General features: G+C 45.3%; 25 protein-coding genes and 1 riboswitch. Of the genes, 3 read left to right on the forward strand and 22 right to left on the reverse strand.

The window, feature by feature from the left end; translation table 11 throughout:
- Positions 1-88: 88 nt before the first annotated feature.
- Positions 89-214, reverse strand: a riboswitch (cyclic di-AMP (ydaO/yuaA leader).
- A gap of 255 nt (positions 215-469) precedes the next feature.
- The 3 genes from EDM56_RS25985 to EDM56_RS25995 all read left to right on the forward strand — a co-directional run bounded on the left by EDM56_RS25985 (position 470) and on the right by EDM56_RS25995 (position 1,867).
- Complete coding sequence (locus EDM56_RS25985) at positions 470-904, forward strand: hypothetical protein (protein WP_122920860.1); 435 nt, start codon at positions 470-472, stop codon at positions 902-904.
- Positions 892-1,188 carry a YxcD family protein gene (locus tag EDM56_RS25990; protein ID WP_122920861.1) on the forward strand — a complete coding sequence of 99 codons (297 nt, stop codon included), beginning with the start codon at positions 892-894 and terminating at the stop codon, positions 1,186-1,188. The genes EDM56_RS25985 and EDM56_RS25990 overlap by 13 nt, the downstream gene beginning before the upstream one ends.
- A 145-nt stretch (positions 1,189-1,333) precedes the next feature.
- Positions 1,334-1,867, forward strand: coding sequence for a peroxiredoxin (locus EDM56_RS25995; protein ID WP_122920862.1), 534 nt, complete (start codon positions 1,334-1,336; stop codon positions 1,865-1,867).
- A gap of 87 nt (positions 1,868-1,954) precedes the next feature.
- On the opposite strand, the gene EDM56_RS26000 is transcribed toward EDM56_RS25995, so the two are convergent.
- From EDM56_RS26000 to EDM56_RS26105, 22 genes are all read right to left on the reverse strand, one after another.
- Complete coding sequence (locus EDM56_RS26000; RefSeq protein WP_122920863.1) at positions 1,955-2,905, reverse strand: D-2-hydroxyacid dehydrogenase; 951 nt, start codon at positions 2,903-2,905, stop codon at positions 1,955-1,957.
- 136 nt (positions 2,906-3,041) lie between these two features.
- A complete protein-coding gene (locus EDM56_RS26005) occupies positions 3,042-4,205 on the reverse strand; it encodes an aminotransferase A (protein ID WP_183192590.1) in 1,164 nt (387 codons plus the stop codon).
- A gap of 156 nt (positions 4,206-4,361) precedes the next feature.
- Positions 4,362-4,817: an O-antigen ligase family protein gene (locus EDM56_RS26010; protein ID WP_122920864.1), complete on the reverse strand. Its 456-nt coding sequence runs from the start codon at positions 4,815-4,817 to the stop codon at positions 4,362-4,364.
- Positions 4,818-4,869: 52 nt separating this feature from the next.
- Positions 4,870-5,064, reverse strand: coding sequence for an NADPH-dependent FMN reductase (locus EDM56_RS26015; protein WP_122920865.1), 195 nt, complete (start codon positions 5,062-5,064; stop codon positions 4,870-4,872).
- 12 nt (positions 5,065-5,076) lie between these two features.
- Entirely contained in the window at positions 5,077-5,403 is a 327-nt protein-coding gene (locus EDM56_RS26020) for a GlpM family protein (RefSeq protein WP_122920866.1), read from the reverse strand.
- A 140-nt stretch (positions 5,404-5,543) separates the two neighbouring features.
- Positions 5,544-5,894, reverse strand: coding sequence for a cupin domain-containing protein (locus tag EDM56_RS26025; RefSeq protein WP_122920867.1), 351 nt, complete (start codon positions 5,892-5,894; stop codon positions 5,544-5,546).
- 507 nt (positions 5,895-6,401) lie between these two features.
- On the reverse strand, positions 6,402-7,547 hold the full coding sequence (locus EDM56_RS26030; RefSeq protein WP_122920868.1) for a Glu/Leu/Phe/Val family dehydrogenase: 1,146 nt from the start codon (positions 7,545-7,547) through the stop codon (positions 6,402-6,404).
- A gap of 39 nt (positions 7,548-7,586) precedes the next feature.
- Positions 7,587-8,540: a 2-hydroxyacid dehydrogenase gene (locus EDM56_RS26035; RefSeq protein WP_122920869.1), complete on the reverse strand. Its 954-nt coding sequence runs from the start codon at positions 8,538-8,540 to the stop codon at positions 7,587-7,589.
- Between the two features lie 28 nt (positions 8,541-8,568).
- The gene (locus tag EDM56_RS26040; RefSeq protein WP_122920870.1) at positions 8,569-9,651 is read right to left on the reverse strand and encodes an aromatic ring-hydroxylating oxygenase subunit alpha; all 1,083 of its coding nucleotides are present in this window, start codon (positions 9,649-9,651) and stop codon (positions 8,569-8,571) included.
- A gap of 135 nt (positions 9,652-9,786) precedes the next feature.
- The gene (locus EDM56_RS26045) at positions 9,787-10,518 is read right to left on the reverse strand and encodes a (Fe-S)-binding protein (RefSeq protein WP_122920871.1); all 732 of its coding nucleotides are present in this window, start codon (positions 10,516-10,518) and stop codon (positions 9,787-9,789) included.
- 3 nt (positions 10,519-10,521) lie between these two features.
- A complete protein-coding gene (locus EDM56_RS26050; RefSeq protein ID WP_183192591.1) occupies positions 10,522-11,763 on the reverse strand; it encodes a 4Fe-4S dicluster domain-containing protein in 1,242 nt (413 codons plus the stop codon).
- A 27-nt stretch (positions 11,764-11,790) separates the two neighbouring features.
- Positions 11,791-12,636 carry a hypothetical protein gene (locus tag EDM56_RS26055; RefSeq protein ID WP_122920873.1) on the reverse strand — a complete coding sequence of 282 codons (846 nt, stop codon included), beginning with the start codon at positions 12,634-12,636 and terminating at the stop codon, positions 11,791-11,793.
- Between the two features lie 11 nt (positions 12,637-12,647).
- The gene (locus tag EDM56_RS26060) at positions 12,648-13,562 is read right to left on the reverse strand and encodes an electron transfer flavoprotein subunit alpha/FixB family protein (RefSeq protein WP_148040420.1); all 915 of its coding nucleotides are present in this window, start codon (positions 13,560-13,562) and stop codon (positions 12,648-12,650) included.
- A gap of 127 nt (positions 13,563-13,689) precedes the next feature.
- Positions 13,690-15,639 (reverse strand): oxidoreductase, encoded by a 1,950-nt coding sequence (locus EDM56_RS26065; protein WP_122920875.1) that lies wholly within the window; start codon positions 15,637-15,639, stop codon positions 13,690-13,692.
- Between the two features lie 194 nt (positions 15,640-15,833).
- Positions 15,834-16,472 carry a GntR family transcriptional regulator gene (locus tag EDM56_RS26070; protein ID WP_148040421.1) on the reverse strand — a complete coding sequence of 213 codons (639 nt, stop codon included), beginning with the start codon at positions 16,470-16,472 and terminating at the stop codon, positions 15,834-15,836.
- A gap of 129 nt (positions 16,473-16,601) precedes the next feature.
- Positions 16,602-18,779, reverse strand: a complete 2,178-nt coding sequence (locus EDM56_RS26075) for a (Fe-S)-binding protein (RefSeq protein ID WP_122920877.1) — start codon at positions 18,777-18,779, stop codon at positions 16,602-16,604.
- 42 nt (positions 18,780-18,821) lie between these two features.
- A complete protein-coding gene (locus tag EDM56_RS26080) occupies positions 18,822-19,790 on the reverse strand; it encodes an electron transfer flavoprotein subunit alpha/FixB family protein (RefSeq protein WP_122920878.1) in 969 nt (322 codons plus the stop codon).
- 13 nt (positions 19,791-19,803) lie between these two features.
- The gene (locus tag EDM56_RS26085) at positions 19,804-20,571 is read right to left on the reverse strand and encodes an electron transfer flavoprotein subunit beta/FixA family protein (RefSeq protein ID WP_122920879.1); all 768 of its coding nucleotides are present in this window, start codon (positions 20,569-20,571) and stop codon (positions 19,804-19,806) included.
- A gap of 22 nt (positions 20,572-20,593) precedes the next feature.
- The gene (locus EDM56_RS26090) at positions 20,594-21,673 is read right to left on the reverse strand and encodes a tartrate dehydrogenase (protein WP_122920880.1); all 1,080 of its coding nucleotides are present in this window, start codon (positions 21,671-21,673) and stop codon (positions 20,594-20,596) included.
- Between the two features lie 24 nt (positions 21,674-21,697).
- Positions 21,698-22,891, reverse strand: a complete 1,194-nt coding sequence (locus EDM56_RS26095; protein ID WP_122920881.1) for a thiolase family protein — start codon at positions 22,889-22,891, stop codon at positions 21,698-21,700.
- A 26-nt stretch (positions 22,892-22,917) separates the two neighbouring features.
- Entirely contained in the window at positions 22,918-24,066 is a 1,149-nt protein-coding gene (locus tag EDM56_RS26100; protein WP_122920882.1) for an acyl-CoA dehydrogenase family protein, read from the reverse strand.
- An 18-nt stretch (positions 24,067-24,084) separates the two neighbouring features.
- Positions 24,085-24,861, reverse strand: coding sequence for an enoyl-CoA hydratase-related protein (locus EDM56_RS26105; RefSeq protein ID WP_122920883.1), 777 nt, complete (start codon positions 24,859-24,861; stop codon positions 24,085-24,087).
- Positions 24,862-24,876: the final 15 nt, after the last annotated feature.

Raw genomic sequence — 24,876 nt, forward strand, 5'->3', positions numbered from 1 at the left:
CCCCACTTCATCTTCATGTTGTCTTTTTACAAGGCAAATTGAGACATGAGCACGAATGAGAGGATCAAGTCGTATTACAGCACATGGTAAACCTCCTCACCTACGCTTACGAGGTTAGCTGTCGGATTCGGACGGACGAGTCGCCCTACTCATTTCTGAGATTCACCCCGATCAATTGGTTCCCCCGCTCTTTACGATTCAGCGTTAACAACTACATCAGAACGAATATACGCTACTCCTCTTTTACCAAAACTGCAACGGTTGCAAACTGCCAAAAAAGCGCTTACATTTTATACGATCTGATGCGCACGCCCTCGCGCTACGCGGCTTGTGGCAGGGCATTTTCCGGATAGGAAAATACATGCTGGATGATGGCGGGAAAATGTGACGTTTCTGTCATTTGCTTTTCATTCACACGTATATTAGAATATGATTATATAATCAAAAATAAAGGTAGGATCTGACGACTATGAAAAAACTGATTATGTTGGTAATTGCGTTCGTCCTTGTTCTCGCCCCAGCTGGTCTCGGCTACGATTCTGTCGATGCAAAAGGCTACAAATCGGGGAAAAAGTCGTTTAACTCCAACACGACAACCACGACACCGAACAAAACGGTCACCAATGAAAATTCGACCGTGAACAAAAGCAACACCACGACACCGACGAATTCCCCTTCCGTCGCACAGCCAAGCAAAGGCGGCTTCATGAAAGGCTTGTTAGTTGGTGGTTTGGCAGGCATGCTGTTCGGCAGCATGTTTGGAAACATGGGTGCAATGGGTGCCATCTTTGGCTTCTTGATTAACATGATGGCGATTGTGGCGGTTCTCTTCCTGATCCGCAAAGCGTTCCTGTACTTCAAAGCGAAGCAAGTAAAGCGAGATGTTAACCCATGGAGAAAATAAAGTTTTCCGAGCAGGAAGTCATCAATGCGATCTGCCTGCATGTCGCGTACAAAAAAGAGCTGCAGCCTACCGACGTCAGCGTCGAATTGATGTGGGATGAAGACCATGGTTTTTCCGCTGAAGTGGAAGCTCTCTCCCGCCAGCAAATCTTCATCGAAGCGAACATGATCGAGGCGATCCGTTTCTGGCTGGAGTCCCAAATGCAGCGTAATCCATATGCGGCGGCAATCGAATTGGTACTCGATGACGAGGAAGGCATTGTCGCTTTCGCAACCTATCAATAAAGAAACAGGAAGCAACCGTTCTCGAATTTTGCAGACGGTTGCTTTTTTCTATAACTCTATCTAATTTATAATTATTTTAAAAAGATATTGATTTTAATAACTTTGCATGCTATTTTATTACCATAATGTTCTAGGAGGGGTACCCATGACAGCTCGGATCGGACTTCCGGCACCTTCATTCACACTTGATACAATCACGTATGACAGCGGTTTTCCCGTTTCTAAAAGCCTCGATGATTACCTTGGGAAATGGCTGCTGCTGTTCTTTTACCCGTTTGATTTTTCCCGCGTCTGCCCGACTGAGCTCGTGAGTCTGAATCGCCGGATCGGCGAATTTTCCGACTTGAACGTGGAAATACTCGGCATTAGCACGGATAGCATACATACCCACAAAGCATGGCTGCGTACAGGGGACGGCATCGGCCCGCTTTCGTTCCCGCTTGCTTCTGATTTCAGCAAAGAAGTGACGACATTGTATGGCGTGCTGGATGAAGCGACCAAAGCCCCACTTCGTGCCAGCTTTTTGATCGACACCCAAGGGATTGTCCAATATTATGTCGTCTCCAATTCCAAGGTTGGCCGCAGCGTAGACGAAACACTGCGTGTCCTCGAAGCCCTACAATCCGGCGGCTTGTGCCCGATGGATTGGAAGCCGGGAGAAAAAACGATTTCGTCTTGATCTATGGTGGTAAAAGAGCGAGCCCTACATGGTGGGCTCGCTCTTTTGGCATTTTGGCAGCTGGCATAACGCCTCGTAAGCGTTCGCTTAATAACCGAGCTGGCGGTCAACTGCACCCATCAGCGGCTCGTTTTGCACATACCGCTTGAGGTTTTCGGAAAAATATCGGCAAATCCGCTCATCTGTATTCATTCCGGACAAATGCGGTGTCACGCACACCTGCGGCAGCTCCCAGAGCGCGCTGTCCGCTGAGAGCGGTTCATGCTCGAACACATCGAGAATAGCCGTCCGCAAATGGCCCTCGCGCAGCACATCGATGAGATCGTGCTCGACGATCAGCTTGCCACGTCCAACGTTGACAAGGCAGGCGTCCGGCTTCATGGCAAGCAGCAGCTCACGATTGATAACCTGTGCGGTTTCGGCGGTAAGCGGCAGTACTAGCACCAGGCAATCCAGCGAACGGACAAACGCGTCCCATTCTGACGGTCCGAAATGGCGATCGACCAGGTGTGCCTGCTTGCCCGAATAGCTGAGCCCATGCACAGTCATGTCAAATGCACGAGCCTTGCGAACCATTTCGCTGCCGATCGAGCCGAGTCCGGCGATGCCGATCGTTTTGCCAGCCAAAAGCTCTGGCACAAATGGGCGCCATTCTTTATTTTGCTGGGATCTCTTCATCTGGTTCAGATTTTGATACTCGGCCAGCAGGTGGGCAAACACATACTCGGCCATCGGTGCGCTGTATTGACCGACGACTCGGGAAATACGAACATGTGGGGCGATGTGCGAGGATCGGACCAGATCGTCGACACCGGCTCCCATCGATTGAATCCAGCGTACAGAAGCCGCAGCAGGGCTAGCCAACAGTTCCAGCGGGATTTTCCAACCGAGGATCACCTCCGTCCCATCCAGCTTTTCTGCCGCTTCCTCTGGGGTGGAAGCAGCTTGCACATATTCCACGCCGATCTGATTGCACAGCATATCCGCATATACCGTAGCATCGTTCGGGCTATATATCATGATTTTCGGTTGCCGCATGTCGATTGACACTTCCCTTTTTTCTGAAAATTATAATCGGGTTCTGGTTATGAGGCAACCCTTGAGCCAGCTCTCGTCCAACTGGTTTCATATGCAAAAAAGCACCACCTTCACATGTCCGGTGGTGCTTGGTACTTTAAGATCGCTGGCATTTTTGCACAAACCGCTCGAGCCGGTTCAGGCCTTCCTCCAGCTTCTCCATCGATGCTGCATACGACAGCCGGATATAGCCTTGCCCAAACTGAGAAAACGCTTCTCCAGGTACGACCGCGACTTTTTCATCGTCGATCAGATTCATGACGAAATCACTCGCTGGCATGCCCAGATGCTCAATGGAGGCAAACGCATAAAAAGCCCCTTCCGGCTTGGTGCAAGCAAGTCCCATGGCCGAGAGCCGCGCGTATACGTAATCGCGGCGTTTGCGGTATTCCGCTTTCATCGCTTCCTCGTCATCCATGCAAGAAGTCACAGCTTCTAATGCAGCGTACTGGCTGATCGTGCTGGCACAGACCGTTTGATACAAATGCAGCTTGATCATTTCGGCGGTAATGGGCGCGGGTGCTAGCGTGAAACCGATACGCCAGCCTGTCATCGCATGCGATTTCGACAGCCCGTTGATTACGATGCTTTTTTCTTTCATGCCAGGAATCGTAGCGATGGAGAAATGGTCGCCATCAAAGGTCAGGCGGCTGTAAATCTCATCGGAAACAATAAAAATCTCCTTGTCCAGTAGCAAGTCGGCGATTTCGCGAACCTCTTTTTCGTTTAACGTGCAACCAATCGGGTTGGATGGATACGGCAGCACGACACATCGGGTTTTTTCCGTGATAGCTGCCGCAATCATCGCTGCGTTCACTTTAAAGCCTGTCGCACGCGTATCAATCAGGACCGGCACGCCACCACACAACCGGATCAATGGCTCATACCCCGGATAAATCGGCGCGGGCAAAATTACTTCGGCTCCCGGCTCTAAAATTGCTTGAAACGTGATCGCAAGCGCTTCGCTCGCACCATTCGTCACGATGATTTCATCTTCCGCACGATAGGACAACCCGTACAGCTTGTCTATGTAGGCGCTGATCGCTTCGCGCAGCGGGAGCATGCCCGCATTGTGCGTATAGGACGATTTATTATCCACGATCGCCTGCTGGGCCGCTCGCTTGATTTTATCTGGAGTGGGAAAATCCGGCTGTCCTAACGTCAGGTTAATAATCGTCGGGTCGTTCATGATGCGATTGCTGATTTTGCGGATGCCAGAGATTTGCAAGTCTTTCACCTGGCTGTTCAACAGATGGTACAATGGTTTCACCTTCTCGTACATGGTTGACGCTGCGGCCGCGTTGCCGTTGCGCTTTTTTATTGTGGGTCCATTATAATACAAGACACCCCTGCGAGAAATAGGGGTGTCTTGATCGTGAAGTCATGTACGGTCGGCTGCGCACGCAATATCACCTTGTCATTGTGCTTTTAATTCAGCAGCGTCCTCCGCTTTTTTCAACTGCTCCTGAAATAAGTTCCCCAGCTGCCCGATGTCTACGTCCCACTTCTCCTCTTTGTAGTACACGGTTGCCTTCGACTCACCTTTTTTACCGGTGATGCGGATGCTCGCTGTCTTCATTTCATAGGTGCCATCCGGTTGAAACGTGATGTCCGCGTCCTTTAATTCGTTATTTAACAGTGGCGTTATCGTCTGTTGTACGACTTTCTCGGTATTTTTCACCGCCGTACGCCCCATGTTGATCACTTGATCCGAACTGAATTGGAAAAACACGACCAGGATGACGCCTACTACTGCCAGAATCGCTACCAAGCGAAACAGGCTGCGAACGATCCATTGAAACGCGACTATGACCAGCAAGCCGACAAGCGCGATCGGCCAATAATCTTTTACGAGTTGCAAAAATTGCTCCATCTTCAACACTCCTTCCTCACTCATTGTAGCCAATAAAATGAAATCTTTAACCTTAGTACGTTCCAGAAAAGAGATCGTTGCAAAAAAAGCAAAGCCTTCCGCAATACTTCGTGCGGAAGGCTTGACGGGACAGCCAGTCAAAAGCATTTTTCATAAAGCCGGGAACGAAATAATTGTATTCCGGCGTGCTGATCAAAAAGCTGTCAGCGGTTTTGCAAAGTTCAGCCAGCTTCTGACATCTCGTGATGTGCTCCTTATCTCACGCAAAAAAATACTTGCATCCGGTCATATATAGAATATAGATAACAACTGCACTGATCACAGCTTCTGTAGGCTTAACCCATTTTGTCAGCAGATAGATGCTGCTAATGAAAATCACAGCCCCAAAGGCCCCCATAATCGCATTTTTTTGCGTGATGCGAAAATCGCCAATGCTCATGTTTTTGCTTTGCAGGCTAACATTGATCAATGTCATGATCGGGAGTAATGTAATGACGCCCGACAAGAATAAGTATTTCGATTTGCTTAAAAGCGATGCGCACACCAAAATGGTACCACCAATGATAAACTGTAAAATATACCCCACTGTTTTTCCCACCTGACTGATGACAATCTATTGCTGTAAGTCTCCTCTTTTTTATAGTCTAATTAAACTTATGTGTAAAGAGTTTAATTTAGCAATCAGAAATCAGTGGGGGTGGTAAAAGGGGATATAAGGAAGTTGTTTTATATCTCCCCGGTTTGGCGCAATTTGGTTGCTGGGGTGTTCGTAACGCCTTCCGTAAAACTGCGCATATTATTCCAAATAATCTCATGGTTTACCTTATAGTTCTTTTTCAAAAATTCCGGACAATCCCATTCACAGACAACATCTTTCGCCAACGATACGACACAGTTTTTTGTAATGTGATATTTCACTCCATCGACTGTAAGAAAAACTTCTCCGTCTGTCACATAGAAAACCTCCTGCTCTTCCACGTGCCAGGTAACTTTTTTCGATTCGCCTTCCCATGACTCCCAAGTATCAACAGCTACTTCTTGAGCTTCTTCAGCAGTTAGTTTTTTAACAAATATCATGGTGATCACCTCTCTTTCAAAAGGTTATTTTGAAGCACCTCATCTAAAGGTACTTAATGAATGTTGGAGGGTAAGTGCTGTCTAATGAAGTATCGAGTGCACAGGTCTGGTCGAGAGGCAAATCCTTCGTTTCAGGTGCCCACGTGAGCGAAACAATCCACCCGACGACTAGTACACCAACCCGAGCATGGTTACATGTAGGCCAAACGCAGTGAATGTAACGGGAAGAAAGAAAGTCCCGATTGCGGCGCCTACACGGCTAACCTCAGTTCCGTGAGCTTTCCTTCGAGTTCCGAATAAAGAACGGCATATCTCCAAAGCGGGTACTCTTTGCCTCTTTCCGTATGAATAAACATTCCGTTCTGCACCCCTTCATTTTGCTATTTACCCACCCGATATGTAATCACTTTCAAGCGTTTTCATTTAATGGGACGAATAAGGGAAATGTTGCCGGTAGCCAAGCAGCTGCCGGCAACATCGAAGATAATTGGCTAGAGTAATCCAGACTTACACTTCTAAGAGGTCGCTGACTTTCGGTGCAAACATCTCCATCGCTACATCCCTTTGATATCTCTTTTGTTTAGTTGCTTCAGCAAACAAACTGCGCGTATTTTTCCGGCAAATGTTTTCGATATCATCAATGACTGCCTGTGGGTCAGGCCTTACCAGTCCGAAAATAATGACGTCATAGAATCGAACCGCACCCAGATTCGCGACGAAGTCATTTACTACTTGAATTCCTCTTTCTTTCAGAACCAAATCCCCCTCACTCGAAATAGGGATGTTCGCTCCTTCGACAATCAGGCTCGCTTTTACGAGATGCGCATTGGATTTATGAATCACATCCTCGAGTGCGGCCGGAATCAAAATATCACACTCAACATCGAGCCATTCGGAATTGGACTGGATCACATAGTTTGATTCAAAATAATCCGGGTTCATCTCCCCATGAGAATTCTTGTGATCAATCAGTTTCTGGATATCCAAACCTTCCTCACATGTCACCAAAATATTCGCATCGGATATACCTACAACGCGATAGCCAAGCTGCGTCATTTTCAGAGCACAGCTTGCGCCGACACAACCGAATCCTTGAATTACCACCTTTGCTCCCACGGGTTTATTAGTAAACTTCCATGCTTCATCCGCAGCAAAAGCCACGCCGTATCCGGTCACCACATCATTCAAATAAAACCCGTCGATTTTCGTCGTCAACAGCTCGTCGAAATCTTTGATCCCACGGAGTACGAGCGGATCGTTCTTCATGGATTTGGTAAGTGGAATTCCCACATGAAATTCATCGAAAATTTTCAACACATTATCATACCTCGTACCTAAATCGCTTCCGAGGGACACACCAGCTTCGATATAAGGAAGCATTGCAATAATAAATCTTCTCAGGACCTCATACGCGTCAGCCGCTTTGTTGTCATAAGAAATGCCTCCCTTGCAACCACCTGTCGTCTCTGACTCGCAGGCAGTGTATTTGTAAGCCATTGCATTGGCAAGTCTTTCCACTTCTTCCTTCGTGACGGTTGGATGCATTCGGATACCGCCGCCAGCATATCCTTTTACAAAATTTTGTACAACCAGCCAGCCTTTCGCTTCTGTCTCTGTATCATTCCATTCCACAACAAGGTATGGTCTTTTCATGGATAACTCCTCCAAGTAACGTTAAACTGAATGAACGCATTAATTTACAAGATTGATTGGATTCCCTCTTAGAAACGCCACAATATTTTGAATCGAAATGTCCAAAATCTGCTGAATGGACTCCTGCGTGTTGTAACCCACATGAGGGGAAAAAATGACGTTCTCGCATCTCAACAACGGATTGTCAGAATGTATTGGTTCATCATCAAACACATCGATTCCGGCTCCAGCCAGCCTTCCTGACTGTAAGGAACGGACTAACGATGAGGTATCGACCACTTCCGCTCTCGCCGTATTGATGAATATCGCTCCCCGCTTCATTGAGGCAAACTGTTCTTCACCGATTACGCCTTTGGTGGCATCCGTATAGGGAAGGTGGATGGAGACTACATCCGATTGGGATAATAAGCTCTCGAGGGAAACAAAGGTAACTCCTGCCTTTTTCGCTCGCTCTTCGCTTGGGTGGGCAGTCCAGCAAAGTACTTTCATCCCCAATGCGCTGCAGAGCGCAGCCATACGTGTACCTATTGCTCCCAATCCGATCAAACCAACAACCTTTCCTTCAAGCTCAAAACTCAACCTTGGTGTACCCCAGTGTCCTGCGCTTACAAGCGAATGGTTCGAGGGAATGTTTTTTGCCAAGGACATCATCAATGCCACGGCATGCTCGGCAACGGGATTGGCCCCATAGCTGGGCGTATTCGTTACCTTTATCCCACGACTCGCAGCGAAGTCCGCATCCAGGTAGTTTTTGTACCCCGTCCCAGCGAATGACACCATGCTTACATTGTGACACTCCCCAAGCACCTCATTTGAAATGCTCCCCCACAACAGCAACACGTTCGCGTCTCGAACCCGGTCTACATATTCTTGTGTGCTGTTCGGCCTTCCTCTATAAAGCTCGAATTTCCCGAACTGAGAAAGCTGTTCCTTATGGTAATCTGTCAATAATTTCTCACATAGATCATCAGCATTGGGCAATACAATCAGCATGCTAGGGCTCCTTTGAAAGAGATTCCATTTATTCTGTTAAGGCGCGTTTGATCATCTGATGAAAACGTCTGAGGGCATGTTCCGTAGGTGAGTATCTACCATAAGGGAAAGCACTTGAGCGGAATCCAATTTGGGCCTTCTCGACTAACTTGATGTCTTCCAAACGCAGCTGATTTACGAATTTGATGTTCTCGGTTTGCTCAGGGGAAGGTTCCTGATCCACAAAGTAATTCGTATAGTTGGCAATGGTCGTATTCTCGTCAACCGCTGTCAAAACGGTAACGGCTATGTTACCCGAGCCAGGAGAAATACTGAATATCATATTGGGCCATAGCCAGTAGTACCTTCCCTCTTTCACTTCAACACCTTGTAGTTCTACATCACCCATTTTAGCAGTTGGCTTGATGTCGGCTTGCTGGATGATGCATGACTGCTTATCAACAAATGTGTAGCTCTTCATATCGAAGGTGCTAGCAAAAGCAGGATGTGCAATCGGGCAGTGATCACATTCCAAGTAATTGTCGATATACGCCTTCCAATTTGCTTTAATCAACCGCTTTTCCGAACTGTGCTTTTTCAAGCGATCCAAAAATGAAAATCGTGTAAGGTCTTCAAAAAAATCTCCATGCGCTTCTTGCAACGATTGCGCTTTATTGTCCAAATTGACGAAGACGAGGGACGCCACTGTCTCCACTTGGATGGAACGCAAGCACGTATCTTCTTCACAAAGGGAATCCATATGATCCTTGAAATTAGGAGCTTGATGCAAGCGGCCATCGAGTTTGAAGGTCCAGCCGTGATAGCTACATTGCAGGATTTTGCGTCTACCTTGTTCTTGAGGTTCTAACTGTGTTGCCCGATGTGGACATACATTGTAAAAAGCCCGGAGCTGATCATCATCTCCCCTAACAACGATGATTGGCTCTCCTGCCATTTCACAAGTCAAAAACTCTCCAGGGTTCTTCACTTGATTGACATGACCGACGAACTGCCACTCTTTCGAGAAAATTTTCAGTCTTTCTTCCTGCAGCACGACTGCATCTCTGTAAAACGGATACGGCAGGGTATACGTTTCATTTGTGTATTGTGCCAAAAGCTCTTGCAAGGACATTGTTTCTTTCCCCCCATAGATTTTGTTTGGATTGCAGAGTCACTTTGAACCACGTGTGACATCATGCCGATGATACAGAAAGTATATTTCCAAATCGTATATTTGTAAATATATGATTTGGAATATAATGAATATTTATTTTACAATCTCGTTAATAACTTCAGCAATATCTCGAGAAACGACCTTGTTCGTCGTCGAGTGGCTGAGTGTCCCAATCGCTTCTTCCATCATCACCAAACAAAAAGGGCATGCTGTCGTGACCGTAGAAGCGTTTGTCTGCAATGCCTCTTCAGCGCGGAGTAGATTAATTTTTTCCCCTCTCTGTACCGATTCAAACATCATCCCACCACCCGCGCCACAACAAAAAGACTGCTTCCGATTGCGCTCCATTTCCTCGACTGTGTATCCCAGCATTTCCAGAATGTCTCGTGGAGCATCAAAGATCCCGTTTTGCCTCCCTAGATAGCACGGATCATGGTACGTTATTATTTCCCGTTTTTGTTTCTCCGGTATTTTTAATCGCCCATCTCTGATCAGGTTGTAGATATATGTCGTGTAATGAGAGACGTCAAAAGAGCCACCCAGCAGAAGGTACTCGTTCTTAAACATGTTGAAGCAATGTGGGCACGTGGTTACAATTGAGGTCACATTTTTTTCTTTGAGAACGCTGATATTGTGCTGCGCCAATTCTTGAAAAAGAGCTTCGTCACCCAGTCGTCGTGCAATATCTCCGGTACAACGTTCTTCAGTCCCCAGAATGGCAAAATCAATCTTTGCCTTTTGCATGATCTCGGCAAAAGCCCTGGCTATACTTTGGAGTCTGGGATCATATGCGGCTGCGCAACCAACCCAAAATAAGACTTCCATCCTTTATGCCTCCTTACTCTTGCTAACGTTCTCATGATCCAATGATGGAACCTGAAGTCCACGGCTCCAATTCGCGCGTTCAGACCATGGCTTTCCCCAAATATTGTACTGCTCTTCGACCTTCATTAGCGTATTTTCCGCTTCCAGTTCCAGAATGTTTCTCTGGATTAGCCCTCTCCGCATACCCAGTATGAGGTCAATGTGGTTGATGGAAACGGGGCAAGCTTCCACACAAGCACCGCATGTCGTACATGACTGTAGCTCACTCGGTGAGATAAAAGTTGAAATCTCGTAGGTTTGGTGCATGTGGTTTCGTATTTTTGTCACGACATTACGGGGAGATAGCGGTTTCTCGCTTTGATATGCGGGGCAAACACTATCACAGCGTCCACACTCCGTGCATGCGTCTGTACTCAGCAATTGCCAGTTTGTAAAATCGGATATTTTGTTCACTCCCAAGACGGAAGGCGACTGTAACAAAGCTTCATCTGTGATTGTCTGAAGATCATATGGAAGTAATATGGTTCCCGTTCTTTTCACCGGGTGCATCAAAATCTGAATCGGCGCTGTAAGGATGTGAAACAATTTGGTATAAGGAATCACAGCAATCAACACAAATACGAAAATGCTGTGTACGAACCACCAAAAAACATACATGTCCACACTGAACAAAGAAACATCCTGAAATAGACGAGAAAGCGTGTATCCAATCGGAGACCAGATGCCATAACTGACCTTTGTAGACGCGATTCGAATCCCTTCCAAAATAAAGCCGCCCACTCCAATAATGAAAAGGAGCCAAAGCAGCATGTTATCCCTGATGCTATACCAAAGTCGTAGGCGTTGTTTTTTCATGCGAATGATGATTGCAATCAGCACGCCAGCCAGAAAAAGAACACCAAAGATATCGAGAACAACTTTGTAAACCAGATAAAAATTTCCCCGCAGCAATGGCACGCCAAAATCGTAATCTATCACGACCAAAACCGTACCTATGAACAACGCAACAAATCCATAACTGGTAAATCGATGCATCACCCCATATAAACGGTCAATTTGAATTTTTTTCTGCTGTACAACCATCTTCCAGAAGAAGTGAGCATTCGTTTTCACATCGCTCCATTTGATTTTTTCTCTTCGACCTTTTTGCCACAGTTTGAACCGGCGATAAAAACCATAAATAAAGATAAGTGTCGCTATGGCTGCAAGCAGATAGAAAACGATTCTATTTTCTTCAGAAATCATCCAGAATGTGTTCCTTTGTATCATCGCCTATCCCTCTCCCAGCCATTTTTGTAACTTTTCCTTCAAGTAATGAATGGTTTGGCCAGACATTGTTTGTATTGATTTTTCTTTGTGCTCGATTCTTAATCCTTCGGCGAATCCCATGATTTCAAGGAGACGCTTTTCAGCGGATAACGCCGGGGAAGGAACATCCAAATAACGAATTCTAGGCTTTGGCTCGGTGACCCGAATTACCTTAACGTTAGGAATACGCTCGATTTTCCCATCCACTTGTACGATAGAAAACTTCCTTACCCTCGTTGTGTCAGCTAATCTTGCAACATACCGCCTACGTGAAATCGAACTGACAACACCGATAACAGCGGGTAGTTCCACTTGAAACGTTTCGATGACCCCCCGCCCTTCTTTTCTATGGACATTCCAAACTTTCCCCTCGTCTGGCTCAATCTGATGGATTTGAGAAAGGTACGGAAGATTTAGTAATTCTGCATAAACGATAGGGGTAACTCCCAAATGAGTATCTTGACTTTGGGAACCGCTGAGTACCAAATCAAAAGCTCGCCCCTCTGATTCCTTTGCAAGCATATACGCAACCTCATTGCGGTAATGGGTTATATCTTTCACCCTTATCACAATGCATTCGTCTACCTCATACTTCCTCAGTAAGTGCTCCTTCATTTCCTGGTCTGCATCCATAGCGATTAATACCGTAACATGCCCCGAACATTCACGCTTGTATGTACATGCCCATTCAAGCGCACATAAATCCGTATGATGAAAGCTATGTGTTACGTATGCAAATGCCTGGCTCTTGTAGTTCCATTGTAAAGAAGTTGGATCAATCACCGGCTTAATCAAAACACAAATTCTCATGTACTCACCACCTATTCTCCCTGTTTAAGCGACTCCACAATTTTGGGAACAACAATGCGATAATCCCCAACTATCCCAACATCGCAGCGTTGAAAAATGGGAGCTGCTGGATCAATGTTGATGGCAATAACATGCTTTACTCCTTTAATCCCTTCCAAGTGCTGTGAGGAGCCTGATATACCGATGGCGATGTATATATCGGCATCGATGGAGTTGCCGCTAGAACCGATTCGTTTTTCACGCGGGATCAGCCCCAATTCGTCTGCGACTTTACTTCCTCCAATTGGGGCATTCAATTGCTCTGCTAACGGAAGGATACATTCCCACGCCTGGGATTCGCTAGCTCCCCTGCCAATCCCAATTACGCACCTAGCCTCTGTGATTTTGAGGTCTTGAAATCCAATGGCTGTCTCCGAAACGAATTTCACGTTGTGCTTGCTAACGGTGTCCAACTCAATTTGTTCGACTATGGATGGTTTGCCTGAAAACGGACTTCCATACAGAATGGCTCTGTCCAGCGTGATATATTGCGGTAGCTCACCCTGAAATGACACGAATTCATTCGCCTTTTCGCCATAAATTTGACGTTTAACCAAGAGGGTGCTATTTTCCTTGTTGCATCCGATTTCCTGTGCGTTTGTAATGATACCCGCATCGTTTTGCACGGAAAGCCTTACAGCTACTTCATGATACAAGGGACTTGAGGAGAATAAATAGGTTCCATTTGAAATCGCAATCTTTTCGTTTGCCTTTTGAAAAGAGTGAATATGGTAATCTGTAAGCTTCCACTTCTCCGGTGGTACCTTTATGTGGTACACCTCATGAAACGGTAATTGATCAAAAAGCTCGTTTTCCACTCCATGATGTACAATAATTCCTATCAATCTTATAGGTTCCTGATACATGTGATTTGCAATCTCTGCCATCCCCCATGCATCCACATCCAAACGTACCCCTTTTGTAACGGGTACATAACATACAACGGTTCGTTGCTGCAATCGATACCACCACTCTTTTGACTAGAATTTCAATCGTAAGGGATCGGAGAACAGATCAGATTTGAGCAGCAAGTTCAAATCCTTCTAATATCGCCTCTTCCACAGTACGTGGCAACAGACTGTCACCGATTAGTCGAGCGTTAGGGAACTCAGCTTTTATTTCCTTATAAAGATCGATTTGTTGCATATTACCGCACGCCAACACGACGGTATCCACATTTTTTCTCACGATTTTTTCACCATTATAAATATTTTCAAAAGTAACCTCGGTCGGTTCGATGTGATGGAGCTTATAGTTACAAAGCATTTCCACATTTTTTGTATACAATTGTGAAAGCATGGCAGAACGAACGTACGACTGTAGACCAAAACCGATATAAAGACAATTCGTAATAATCTCTACATCGTACCCTTGGTTTCTTAAATAGAGGGCAGTGCCTACTCCCGCCATTTCTCCCTTCCAATCCACAATCAACACACGATTTCCTACGGACTTTTTCTTTTCCAGAATGTCCCACGTTGTCATCACATGGGGAAGATCAATTCCTCCCACTTTGGGTATGTATGGAATGGAGCCAGTTGCAATGATGAGTTCATCAGGGTTCAAATTTGCCAGTAATTCTTTTGACGTTTCCGTATTCAAATGAACATCTACTCGATAGTGTTCCAGTTCGCTTTTCAGATTGGGAATCAGTTCCCCAAATTCCTCACGACCTGGAATTCTCCTTGCCAATTTTACTTGTCCTCCCAATTCGCCGCTCTTTTCGAGAAGCGTGACTTTGTGTCCCCTTTCTGCCGCAGTTACAGCAGCTTTCATCCCTGCCGGACCGCCACCGACAATGACAACGTTTTTTCTATTCGTCGCTTTTTCCATGTCTGAATATGACAGCTCCCTTCCCGTCACAGGATTTTGAATGCAACTAATTGGTTGATCGTTTTGCATGTGCCCAATGCAAGCCTGGTTACAAGCGATACATAAGCGAATCCGATTGAATTCTCCACGTAAAGCCTTGTTCGGCATATGGGGATCGCAAATCAATGCTCTCGTCATCCCTACCATATCGGCTTGACCATTTGCTAGTACCTTTTCTGCAATCACGGGATCATTAATGCGCGAGTTCACAAATATCGGAATCGACACGCGTTCCTTTATCTGCCCTGCATACGAGGCAAAATGAGCAGGTGGAATCGGTGCTGGTGGTGCGATAAATACAGAGCTGAGATAGGTAGAAGAACTCCCTCCTGTTAATCCGAGATAGGATACTCCGCCAAGCTCCTGATCAATGTAAGTGGTGATTTCCAGAACATCTTGAAATCCAAGCCCCTCTTCCACAAAATCATCTACGCTAATTCGCAATCCAACCGGGTAATCAACTCCAACCCTTGATCGTACAGCTGCTAAAACCTCTTTAAAAAACCTCATCCGGTTCGAAAAGGATCCGCCATACTGATCTGTACGATAATTCATACGCGGAGACCAAAATTGACTGATCAAATATCCGTGTGATGCAACAATTTCAACTCCATCCAATCCGCCTTGCTTGACCCGTGCAGCCGCGTTTCCATAGCCGTTTATAATTTCTTGGATTTCATGCTTTTCCAGTTCTTTCGGCATTATCCGAAACCGATCGGATGGAATCGTAGAAGGTGCCAATGGAATGGCTGTTCCGGAAGGGGAGATTTCTCTACCCGGATGAAACAACTGAGCAAATACTCGCGTATCATATGGACGAACAGCCTCGGCCAGCTTCCTATAATAGGGAATAACCTCGTCTTGTAATGCCGAAATCGTCTTAGGCGTCATGATTGCACTCGGATGCACTGCATTCGCCTCAATGACGATGAGCCCAGCTCCTCCTTTTGCTCTTTCCCTGTGATAACGGATAAATTGATCGGTAGGCAAATAATTATCGACGAACGTTGTCATATGACCTGTACTCAATATGCGGTTTTTTATCCAAACCGAACCAATTTTTACTGGTGTAAATAAGTAAGTAAATGACATTCCTTCTCCTCCAGTGATGTATTCATCCTGTGTTATCAATTGAGTTAACTTTTCACAAAAAACGGTCTGAGATCGGAATTTTCTTAATATTATCATCATTTCATATATGATTCAATATATTATTTTTGATTTTTTAAACAAATAAAAACCGTTCTCCATTTAATAGCAGGATAACGGTCTTTATTGGCTTCCTATCAATGTTCTTTTGGCAATGCCTTCATATGGTGCTTGCGAATATAGTCTTCAACTTCTTCTTTGGGGCTTCTACCTTCGATTAACTTGATTATCTTTTCGTGTTCCTCGATCACATCATGCGCACGAAATGAAAAGTATTTTAGGCTGATTCTACGAATGGTATCTAATTTTTCCCAAAGCAGTTCAACCTGACTAACCAAATACTGGTTTTCGCAGCATTTACTAGAGAGACTGTGAAATTCTCTATTGAGGCTCACAAAGCTGAAGAAATCAAATTGCTCTAGTGATTGCTTCATCCGTTCATTGATCTCTCGTAACGCTGTTATATGACTTTCTTCCATTAAAGGAAAACTTAACGAAGCTGCATAACCATCCAAAACAGCAAGTGTAGAGAGGATTTCCTTATATTCGTCCTCGTTCATAGACAATACAACCGCTCCGCTATACGGTCTGATATTAACCAAACCTTCAGCTTCTAGCCGATGGATGGCTTCCCGAACCGGAATGGGACTTGTCGATAATTCCTTCGCCAATTGGTCAATAACAAGTCGTTGCCCTGGGGAAAATGTGCCATCAATAATCCCACGTCGAATGAAATCATATGCAATTTGTTGTTTATTATCTTTTTTCGTATCCATGCTTATTATTTTATATGATTTAATATAAAGTTTCAAGAAGGATTTGTATAAATATTCCCACTTTTTAAAATTTCATCCCCTTGTATGTCCCCCTTCGAAACAACCGATTTAAATTTAACATTCCTAGAGTCATTGTTTTCTCCCTATGATCGAGAGTTCCAATAGCTCCGCCACGTCATATGTCCTGACATCATCTTCTGCATTTAAAGCTTTCGTACCGTCGCTTAGCATGGTCAAACAATATGGGCAGCCTGAGCTAATAATGGAAGGTTCCACTTCCAACGCTTGCTCAGTGCGAGCCACATTTACACGCTTTCCGGCTTTTTCTTCCGTCCACATCATACCTCCGCCTGCGCCACAGCACATCCCATTTTCGCGATTTCTATGCATCTCCACTAGATTTACCCCCGGGATTGCCCTCAATATGTCACGTGGGGGATCGTACACTTCATTATATCTCCCTAGATAGCAAGAGTCATGAAAAGTGATCGTTTCATTGACCGCAAACTTTGGTTTTAGTCGGCCTTCTCGAACCCATTCTGCTAATGCCTCGGTATGATGGTATACCTCTACTTTGAACCCGAAGTCCGGATATTCGTTTTTTAAGGTATGGTAAGCGTGAGGATCGATGGTCACAATTTTTGTTACCTTATGTGTGAGAAACTCAGCAATGTTCTTTTGGGCGAGCTCTTGAAATAAAAATTCATTTCCTAGACGTCGCGATGTATCTCCAGAATTGCTTTCTTTATTCCCAAGGATTGCAAATGAAATGTTAGCAATGTTCATAAGGCGAGCAAACGACTGAGCGATTTTTTGGCTACGCTTGTCGTAAGATCCCATCGAACCGACCCAAAACAAATACTCGAACGTTTCTCCACTCTCACGTATTTCATCAACTGTACGTACAGTGAATGATTGTATCTCAGTACGCCATTGATCACGATCTTTTCGATTTATCCCCCACGGATTGCCCTGTTTTTCGATATTCATCATGGCCCGCTGTGACTCCGCATGCATCTTTCCTTCTGTAAGTACTAAATAGCGCCGAAGATCAACGATTTTATCGACATGCTCGTTCATTACAGGACACTGATCCTCACAATTTCGGCAAGTGGTGCATGCCCATATTTCCTCCTCCGTAATTACATCCCCTATTAATTGAATATCCTCTATCTTTTTGTCAGAGCGAACCCACGTCTCCTGGTGCCATTTCATTGTGGAATGAATGTCTGTAATGGGCTGTTCAAACAAAGAGGTAGCAGCAACTTCCAACTTGCCGACTTCTATCGTGTTTGACTGGACAGAGTGAGCCTCTTGAGCCGTCGATATATGCGATAACGCCCATTGTGGTTGTGTCGTTAACTCAGCTGCCTTCTCCGACAAATGGTCACGCATTTTTGTAATTAAATGCATGGGAGATAAAACTTTCCCCGTATTGGCAGCTGGACAAACATTCGTACAACGCCCACACTCTACACATGCATACAAATCAAGCAATTGCTTTTGCGTAAAATTTTCAACTTTGTTTACACCGAACTCTACTAGAGATTCATCATCAAATACAATCGGTTCCAGTTTTCCAGGGGGAGAGGTACGGTTTAAAAAGATATTGATTGGAGCAGTCAGTAGATGAAAATGCTTTGACGTCGGGACATAGAGTAAAAACGACAGCAAAATAAGGAGATGCACCCACCATAGCGTGTAAAAGAGCGCACCAGCTGTTGTTGAGCCAATCCATGTAAAAGTGAAGAAAATCATTGAAGCAACCGGTTCATGCCACCCCCCACTATAACCGTGCCAGATCATATACATCCCATTTCCAAGGAGGACCGTTAGTATCAATCCAGCGATATAAATAAGAACGAGTCCAGATTTGAACCCTCGCTTCAATCGACTCAATTTTTCAATATACCGGCGATAAAAAGCACCAGCGACAGCTATGAGAATCGCGAGCGATATCACTTCTTGAACAAAAGCGAAGGAGGGATAGTACCCTCCAACTGTTAGACGTTCATTCGGGAACAATCCTTTGTGAAAAAAATCGAGGGTCCCCGCCTGAACCAAAATAAAACCGTAAAACATCATGATATGGATGATCCCACTCTTTTTATCCTTTAAAAGTTTTTTTTGCCCAAACACATTCACCCAAACTTTCTGAAACCTGAGTTTGAGTTTAGGGTCGAACGTAACTTTTTTCCCTATCCGGACATAAGTCAAGCGGGCCATAACCAAAACAGCAAATCGATATAATCCGTATGCACTCACCAACAGAAAAGCAATCCAATGTACGATCAACAAAGGATTCATTCCACTCTCCTCCTCAAGCATACTTCTCTCTATTTATCTATTTTATATTGTAAGCGTCTGCTTAAGCTCTTCGGTCAACATCGGTATGACTTCGAACAAATCGCCAACGATACCGTAATCGGCGATTTGAAAAATAGGAGCTTCCGGATCTTTGTTAATGGCTATGATTACTTTTGAATTGGACATGCCCGCCACATGCTGGATCGCTCCGGAAATGCCTGCTGCTATATACAAATCTGGCGTAATCACTTTACCTGTTTGTCCGATCTGCAAGGAATAATCACAATACTCGGCGTCACATGCCCCGCGTGACGCTCCTACTGCCCCCCCAAGTAGATCCGCCAATTCTTGCAAAAGTTTGAACCCTTCCGACGATTTGACACCACGTCCGCCAGATACAACAACTTTTGCTTCAGTTAAATCGACTGTGCTGGTAGTTTTCCGGACGACTTCTTTCACAACCGTCCGAAGATCTTTGCGATGCACTTTCAGGTCAACTTTATTGACTTCTGTGTGAGTTGTTCTTTCTGGACGAATGTTATTTGGACGAATGGTTGCAAATGGAAGGCCTGAAGTCATTTTTCTTTTTTCAAAAGCTTTTCCTGCATAAATCGGACGAGTAAAGACCACTTCTCCATCCACGATTTGTATGTCTATCACATCTGAAACCAGACCAAGCCCATGCCTAGCTGCAACACGAGGGGCAACATCCTTTCCAAGCGCTGTGTGCGGCATAAGAATAGCATTTGGTCGTATTTGCTCAATTAGTTGCTGTAAGGCTTCGGCAAAGAGAACGGATGTGTCCCCGACCTCATTCTGCGTATTTACCAAGTAAACCGTTTTCGCACCGTACTCCCCTAATGAATCGGCATGCTCATGACTATCGCTGCCTAGCAGTATGGCAACAATTTGTCCCCCTGATGACATACTTCTAGCTGCTGTAAGCACCTCATAGGAGATTTTTCTTACATTTCCATCCTTTGCTTCTGCTACGGCGAGAATCGTTTCCACGTTGTTACCCTCCTTAATGAAGATCAGCTGTCTTACCAATAATCGACCCTAATTCCCTGGCCTGATCACTCAGTGTTCCAACTAAGATGCGTCCTGCGGTTTTTTTCTTTGGAAGCAAGGTTTCGATAACCATCGTTTTTGCTTTTAGTTGCTCTTCTTCCACTGTTAAGTCTTCGATCGCCAATCGTTCCAGCGGCTTATTCTTCGCTTTCATGATGTTGGGTAATGATGGGTACCGGGGTTCATTTAATCCTTGCTGAGCTGTAAAAATGGCTGGCAATTTTACTTCCAGAACTTCACAATCACCTTCAATATCCCGTTGGACAACAGCTGCACCATTTTGGATTTCTAGCTTGGTAATGGATGTGGCTAACGGAATTTGCAGCAATTCAGCCAATCTAGCGCAAACTTGGCCAGACCCATTGTCAATTGAGAGGTGTCCGCCCAGTACCATATCAAAGGAACGTTTCTTTAAAGCAGTTGCGATAATCATACCGGTACTATATTCATCCAAGGCAATATCTCTGGTTTCGATTAGCACAGCGTGGTCTGCTCCCATAGCAAGAGCGGTACGCAATGAACTTTCAAAGCGCTTGGGGCCAATGGATAGGACGGTAACTGAGCCTCCATGCTCTTCTTTTAGCTTGATCGCTTCCTCTACCGCATACTCGTCATACGGATTCATAATAAACTGCACACCGTTCTCGCTTACACTGTCGTTCTGAATCACAATTTTTTCTTCGGTATCAAACGTTTGTTTTACCAACACAACAATGTCCACAATATCATCCCCTGTTCGTTTGTCATCTCATCGATTCGTACAGTCTCTTGCAAATGGCATTGCCAACTTCCTCAGTTGAGGCAATACCGCCTAGATCAGGGGTAACGAATTTTCGCTCTTCCAGTACGTCCTGCATAGCCTCCATAATGGCATGAGCAGCATCGAGCTCTCCAAGATGTTCGAGCATCATACTCGCACACCAAATCGAAGCGATTGGGTTGGCAATCCCTTTTCCCGCTATGTCAGGAGCGGAGCCATGAACGGGTTCGAACATGGATGGGAACTTCTTTTCAGGATTGATATTGGCGGATGGTGCGATTCCCATTCCTCCAATAATTCCTGCTCCTAGGTCGGTTAATATATCGCCGAACAGATTGGAAGCAACGACAACGTCAAAAGAATCCGGCTTCGTTACGAAGAAAGAGCAAAGTGCATCGATATGAATGATACTGGTTTCGATATCGGGAAATTCTGCGTTAATCTTCTGAATATATTCATCCCAAAACGGCATTGTATATGTAATTCCGTTTGATTTTGTCGCGGCTGTGATTCGTTTCCGTTTGCCCGACTTTTGTGCCACCTGATACGCATAACGAAGTACTTTCTCTACTCCTTGCCGTGTGAATACACTTGCCTGAATGGCCATATCTTGTGAGGTACCTTCGTACATGCGTCCCCCGATGTTCGAATACTCCCCTTCGTTATTTTCGCGGATAACGATAAAGTCCAAATCTGTTTGCGTTCGATTGGCCAATGGCGAGGGAATACCACGGAGAAGCTTAACCGGGCGAATATTAATGTATTGCTGGAAATGCCTGCGAATTGGCAGAAGCAACCCCCAAAGTGATACATGGTCAGGGACCCCCGGGAAGCCGACTGCGCCAAGGTAGATGGAATCAAACTGCTTTAGTTGATCCAGGCCATCATCCGGCATCATTTTTCCGTGCTTCGAATAATATTCACAACCCCAGTCGAAACTTTCGAAAGAAATGGTAAATCCACCGTCAAGTTGGCTGGCAACTTCTAGAACCTTCTTACCTTCCTGAATTACATCGACTCCGATGCCATCTCCAGGTAGTAGAGCTATAGAATGATTTCTCATCTCGGTTTCTCCCCTAGGTATGTCTTAGACCCTCAGATTCTCCACGATTGTTGTCAGACCTTGACCTCCACCAATACACAAGGTTACAAGTCCATAACGGTTTCCCCGGCGTTCCATCTCATACATCAGCTTCGTCATCAAAATTGCCCCGGTGCCTCCAATCGGATGGCCGAGGGCTATCGCCCCGCCGTTAACATTAAGCTTTTTCTTATCGATGCCAAGCTCTTTCACAACAGCCAACGCTTGAGCCGCAAAAGCCTCATTTAGTTCAATCAGATCAATATCATTTAGTGTAAGGTCTGCCTGTTTGAGCGCCTTTAAAGTGGATGGAACAGGTCCGATCCCCATGATCTCCGGTGCGACACCAGCTGAAGCTTGAGAGATAATACGTAGTCGAGGCTGCATTTCTCTTTTTGATGCTTCTTCATCGGACATGATAACTAAAGCTGACGCTCCGTCGTTTCTACCGCTGGAATTCCCTGCAGTAACAGTCCCTCCCGATTTAAAAACCGCCTTCAGTTCAGCCAATTTCTCGAGCGATGTTACCCTTGGGTGCTCGTCTGTATCAAACAAGATTGTTTCCTTTCTTGTTTTTTGTTCATAGGGAACGATTTGCTCCATGAATCTACCCTCTCGAATAGCCGCAACTGCCTTCTCCTGGCTGTCGAGTGCAAATTCATCCTGTTCCTCTCTGCTGATTTTGTATTGTTCAGCCAGGTTTTCAGCGGTTAATCCCATCGTGAGATTTCCGTAGATTTCAAATGGTTGTGCTCGCGGTTGACTTTCCGTATTGGGATCAATGATTTCCGCATTACCTGCCCCAAAGCCATAGCGTGCCTTTCGCAAATAATAGGGAGCATTGCTCATGCTTTCTGCGCCCCCTGCCACGACGATATCGGAAATCCCACACATGATTTCCTGTACCGCGTTATTGATCGCTTGCAGACCGGAAGCACACTGGCGATGGACAGTGTAACCCGCTACCTCGATTGGTAGTCCAGCCCGCAAAGATGCCAAGCGCGCCAAATTTGGTTGGTCAGAGCTTTGCTTTGCATGTCCCCATACGACCTGATCAATATCTTTTCCATCAATACGAGTCCGTTGCAAAACCTCCTGAATCACTTTTTCAGATAAAAAATCAACTTCAACGTCCCGAAGAGTCCCACCCATTTTTCCAATTGCTGTCCGAACTCCATCAATAATCACTGCGCTTCTCATTGTTACTCCCCCGATTTAATAGAAGATTATAAATATTCCCGCTTCAACTCTCCAGCTATGATGTTTTTCTGGATTTGTGAGGTACCTTCGTAAATCGTGGTGATTCGTGCATCTCGATAGTAACGCTCGATCGGGAATTCTTTCATGTAACCGACTCCGCCATGGATTTGGATGGCGGTTGCAGCGATGCGATTGTAAACTTCTGAGCCATATAGCTTGGCAATGGCAGCCTCTTTTACAACACGCATTCCTTGGTCGCTCATCCATGCGGCACGATAGGTCATCGAACGGAGGAGTTCAATCTCTACCGACATGTCTGCAAGCATATGCTGAACTGCCTGCTGCTCAAAAATCGGTTTTCCGAACTGTGAACGCTGCATTGCATATTCCATACTCATCTCTAGTAGTTTCACGCATGAACCCAAATTTCTTGCAGCGAGTCCAGCGCGTCCATTCGCCAATATTTTGAGAGCGTTGACATATCCGGTGCCTTCTGCACCGAGGACATTTTCCGCGGGGACCTCCAAATCCTCAAAAAACAATTCAGCCGAATGAGAACCTCTAAGTCCCATTTTCTTCTCAACAGAACCAAGCATGAATCCCGGAAAATCTTTCTCCACAATAAACGATGTGATACCTTTTGCCCCTTTACTCGGATCCGTTACCGCCATGACCGTAAAAACATGTCCGCAAACGGCATTCGTGATGTAGTGCTTTGAACCGTTCAAAATGTATTTATCGCCTTTCTTGACAGCTGTTGTTTTTAAATTGGCTGCGTTGGAGCCTGCGCTCGGTTCTGTTAATGCAAAGGCGCCAATCCATTCACCCGATGCCATCTTAGGAAGATACTTTTTCTTTTGCTCCTCGGTTCCTAGATCAACGATCCCAACTGTTCCGATGCCGGTATGAGCTCCGATCAATGTGGTATATCCATTGTGCGTTTTTCCAAGTTCCTCATACACCGCACATTTTCCAACCATATCCAAGCCAAGACCACCGTACTCTTCTGGGATGCTTAATCCGAACAATCCCATCTCTTTGGACATGTTGATAACTTTCTCTGGTATCTCATCCTTTTCTTCGATTTCCATCGCCACTCTTTCTACTTCATTTTGCACAAAGTCCCCCACTACTTTGACCAACATTTGAACGTCTTCCGACATACGAAAATCCATGGTAAGTGTTCCTCCTTTTTATTTTCCTGTAAAATGCGGGATGGTTTTGTTTAAAAATGCCTGCGTTCCTTCCTTTTTATCCTCCGAGCCCATCAGCACCGTTTGCGCTATTTTTTCGAGGTACAAAGCTGTTTCCATATTCAAATCGTACCCCTGGTGAATGACCGCCTTCGCTAGCCGTGCAGCAAGCGGCCCCTTTGAACTAATTTTTTTGGCATATTCTCTGGCAACCGGTATTAAATCATCTAAGGAAACCTTTTTGCTGATTAGACCTATTTTTTCTGCAATTTCCGCTGTAATAATATCCCCAGTCAAAATCATTTCAAGTGCCTTGCCTTTCCCCACAATTCTGGAGAGCCTTTGTGTTCCTCCAGCTCCCGGCATTATCCCCAGGTTTAACTCAGGTAACCCTAATTTGACATGTTCAGCAGCAATCCGGATGTCACACGCTAGTGCTAATTCCAGTCCGCCTCCGAGGGCAAGTCCATTGATAGCCGCTATCGTTGGTTTTTCGAACATTTCGATTTTTCTGTACGTTGAAGTCATGTTTGGATTCAGTGCTTGAATCATAGTCCTTTTATGTAACTCGGCGATATCCGCACCGGCAGCGAACGACTTTTCTCCAGTACCAGTAATGATGACGACATTTACGCGGGCATCGTTCTGCCACTCACTCATGACATTTTCAATCTCGTGTAATGTTTCCAAATCCAATGCATTTCGTAAGTGCGGACGGTTAATCGTAATCAAACCGATCTCATCACTTACATTCGTTACAATATTTGTGTAATACATGCCGTCCCCTCATTT

Origin of the sequence: Brevibacillus fluminis, from assembly GCF_003710825.1 — a bacterium.
Taxonomy (GTDB): domain Bacteria; phylum Bacillota; class Bacilli; order Brevibacillales; family Brevibacillaceae; genus Brevibacillus_D; species Brevibacillus_D fluminis.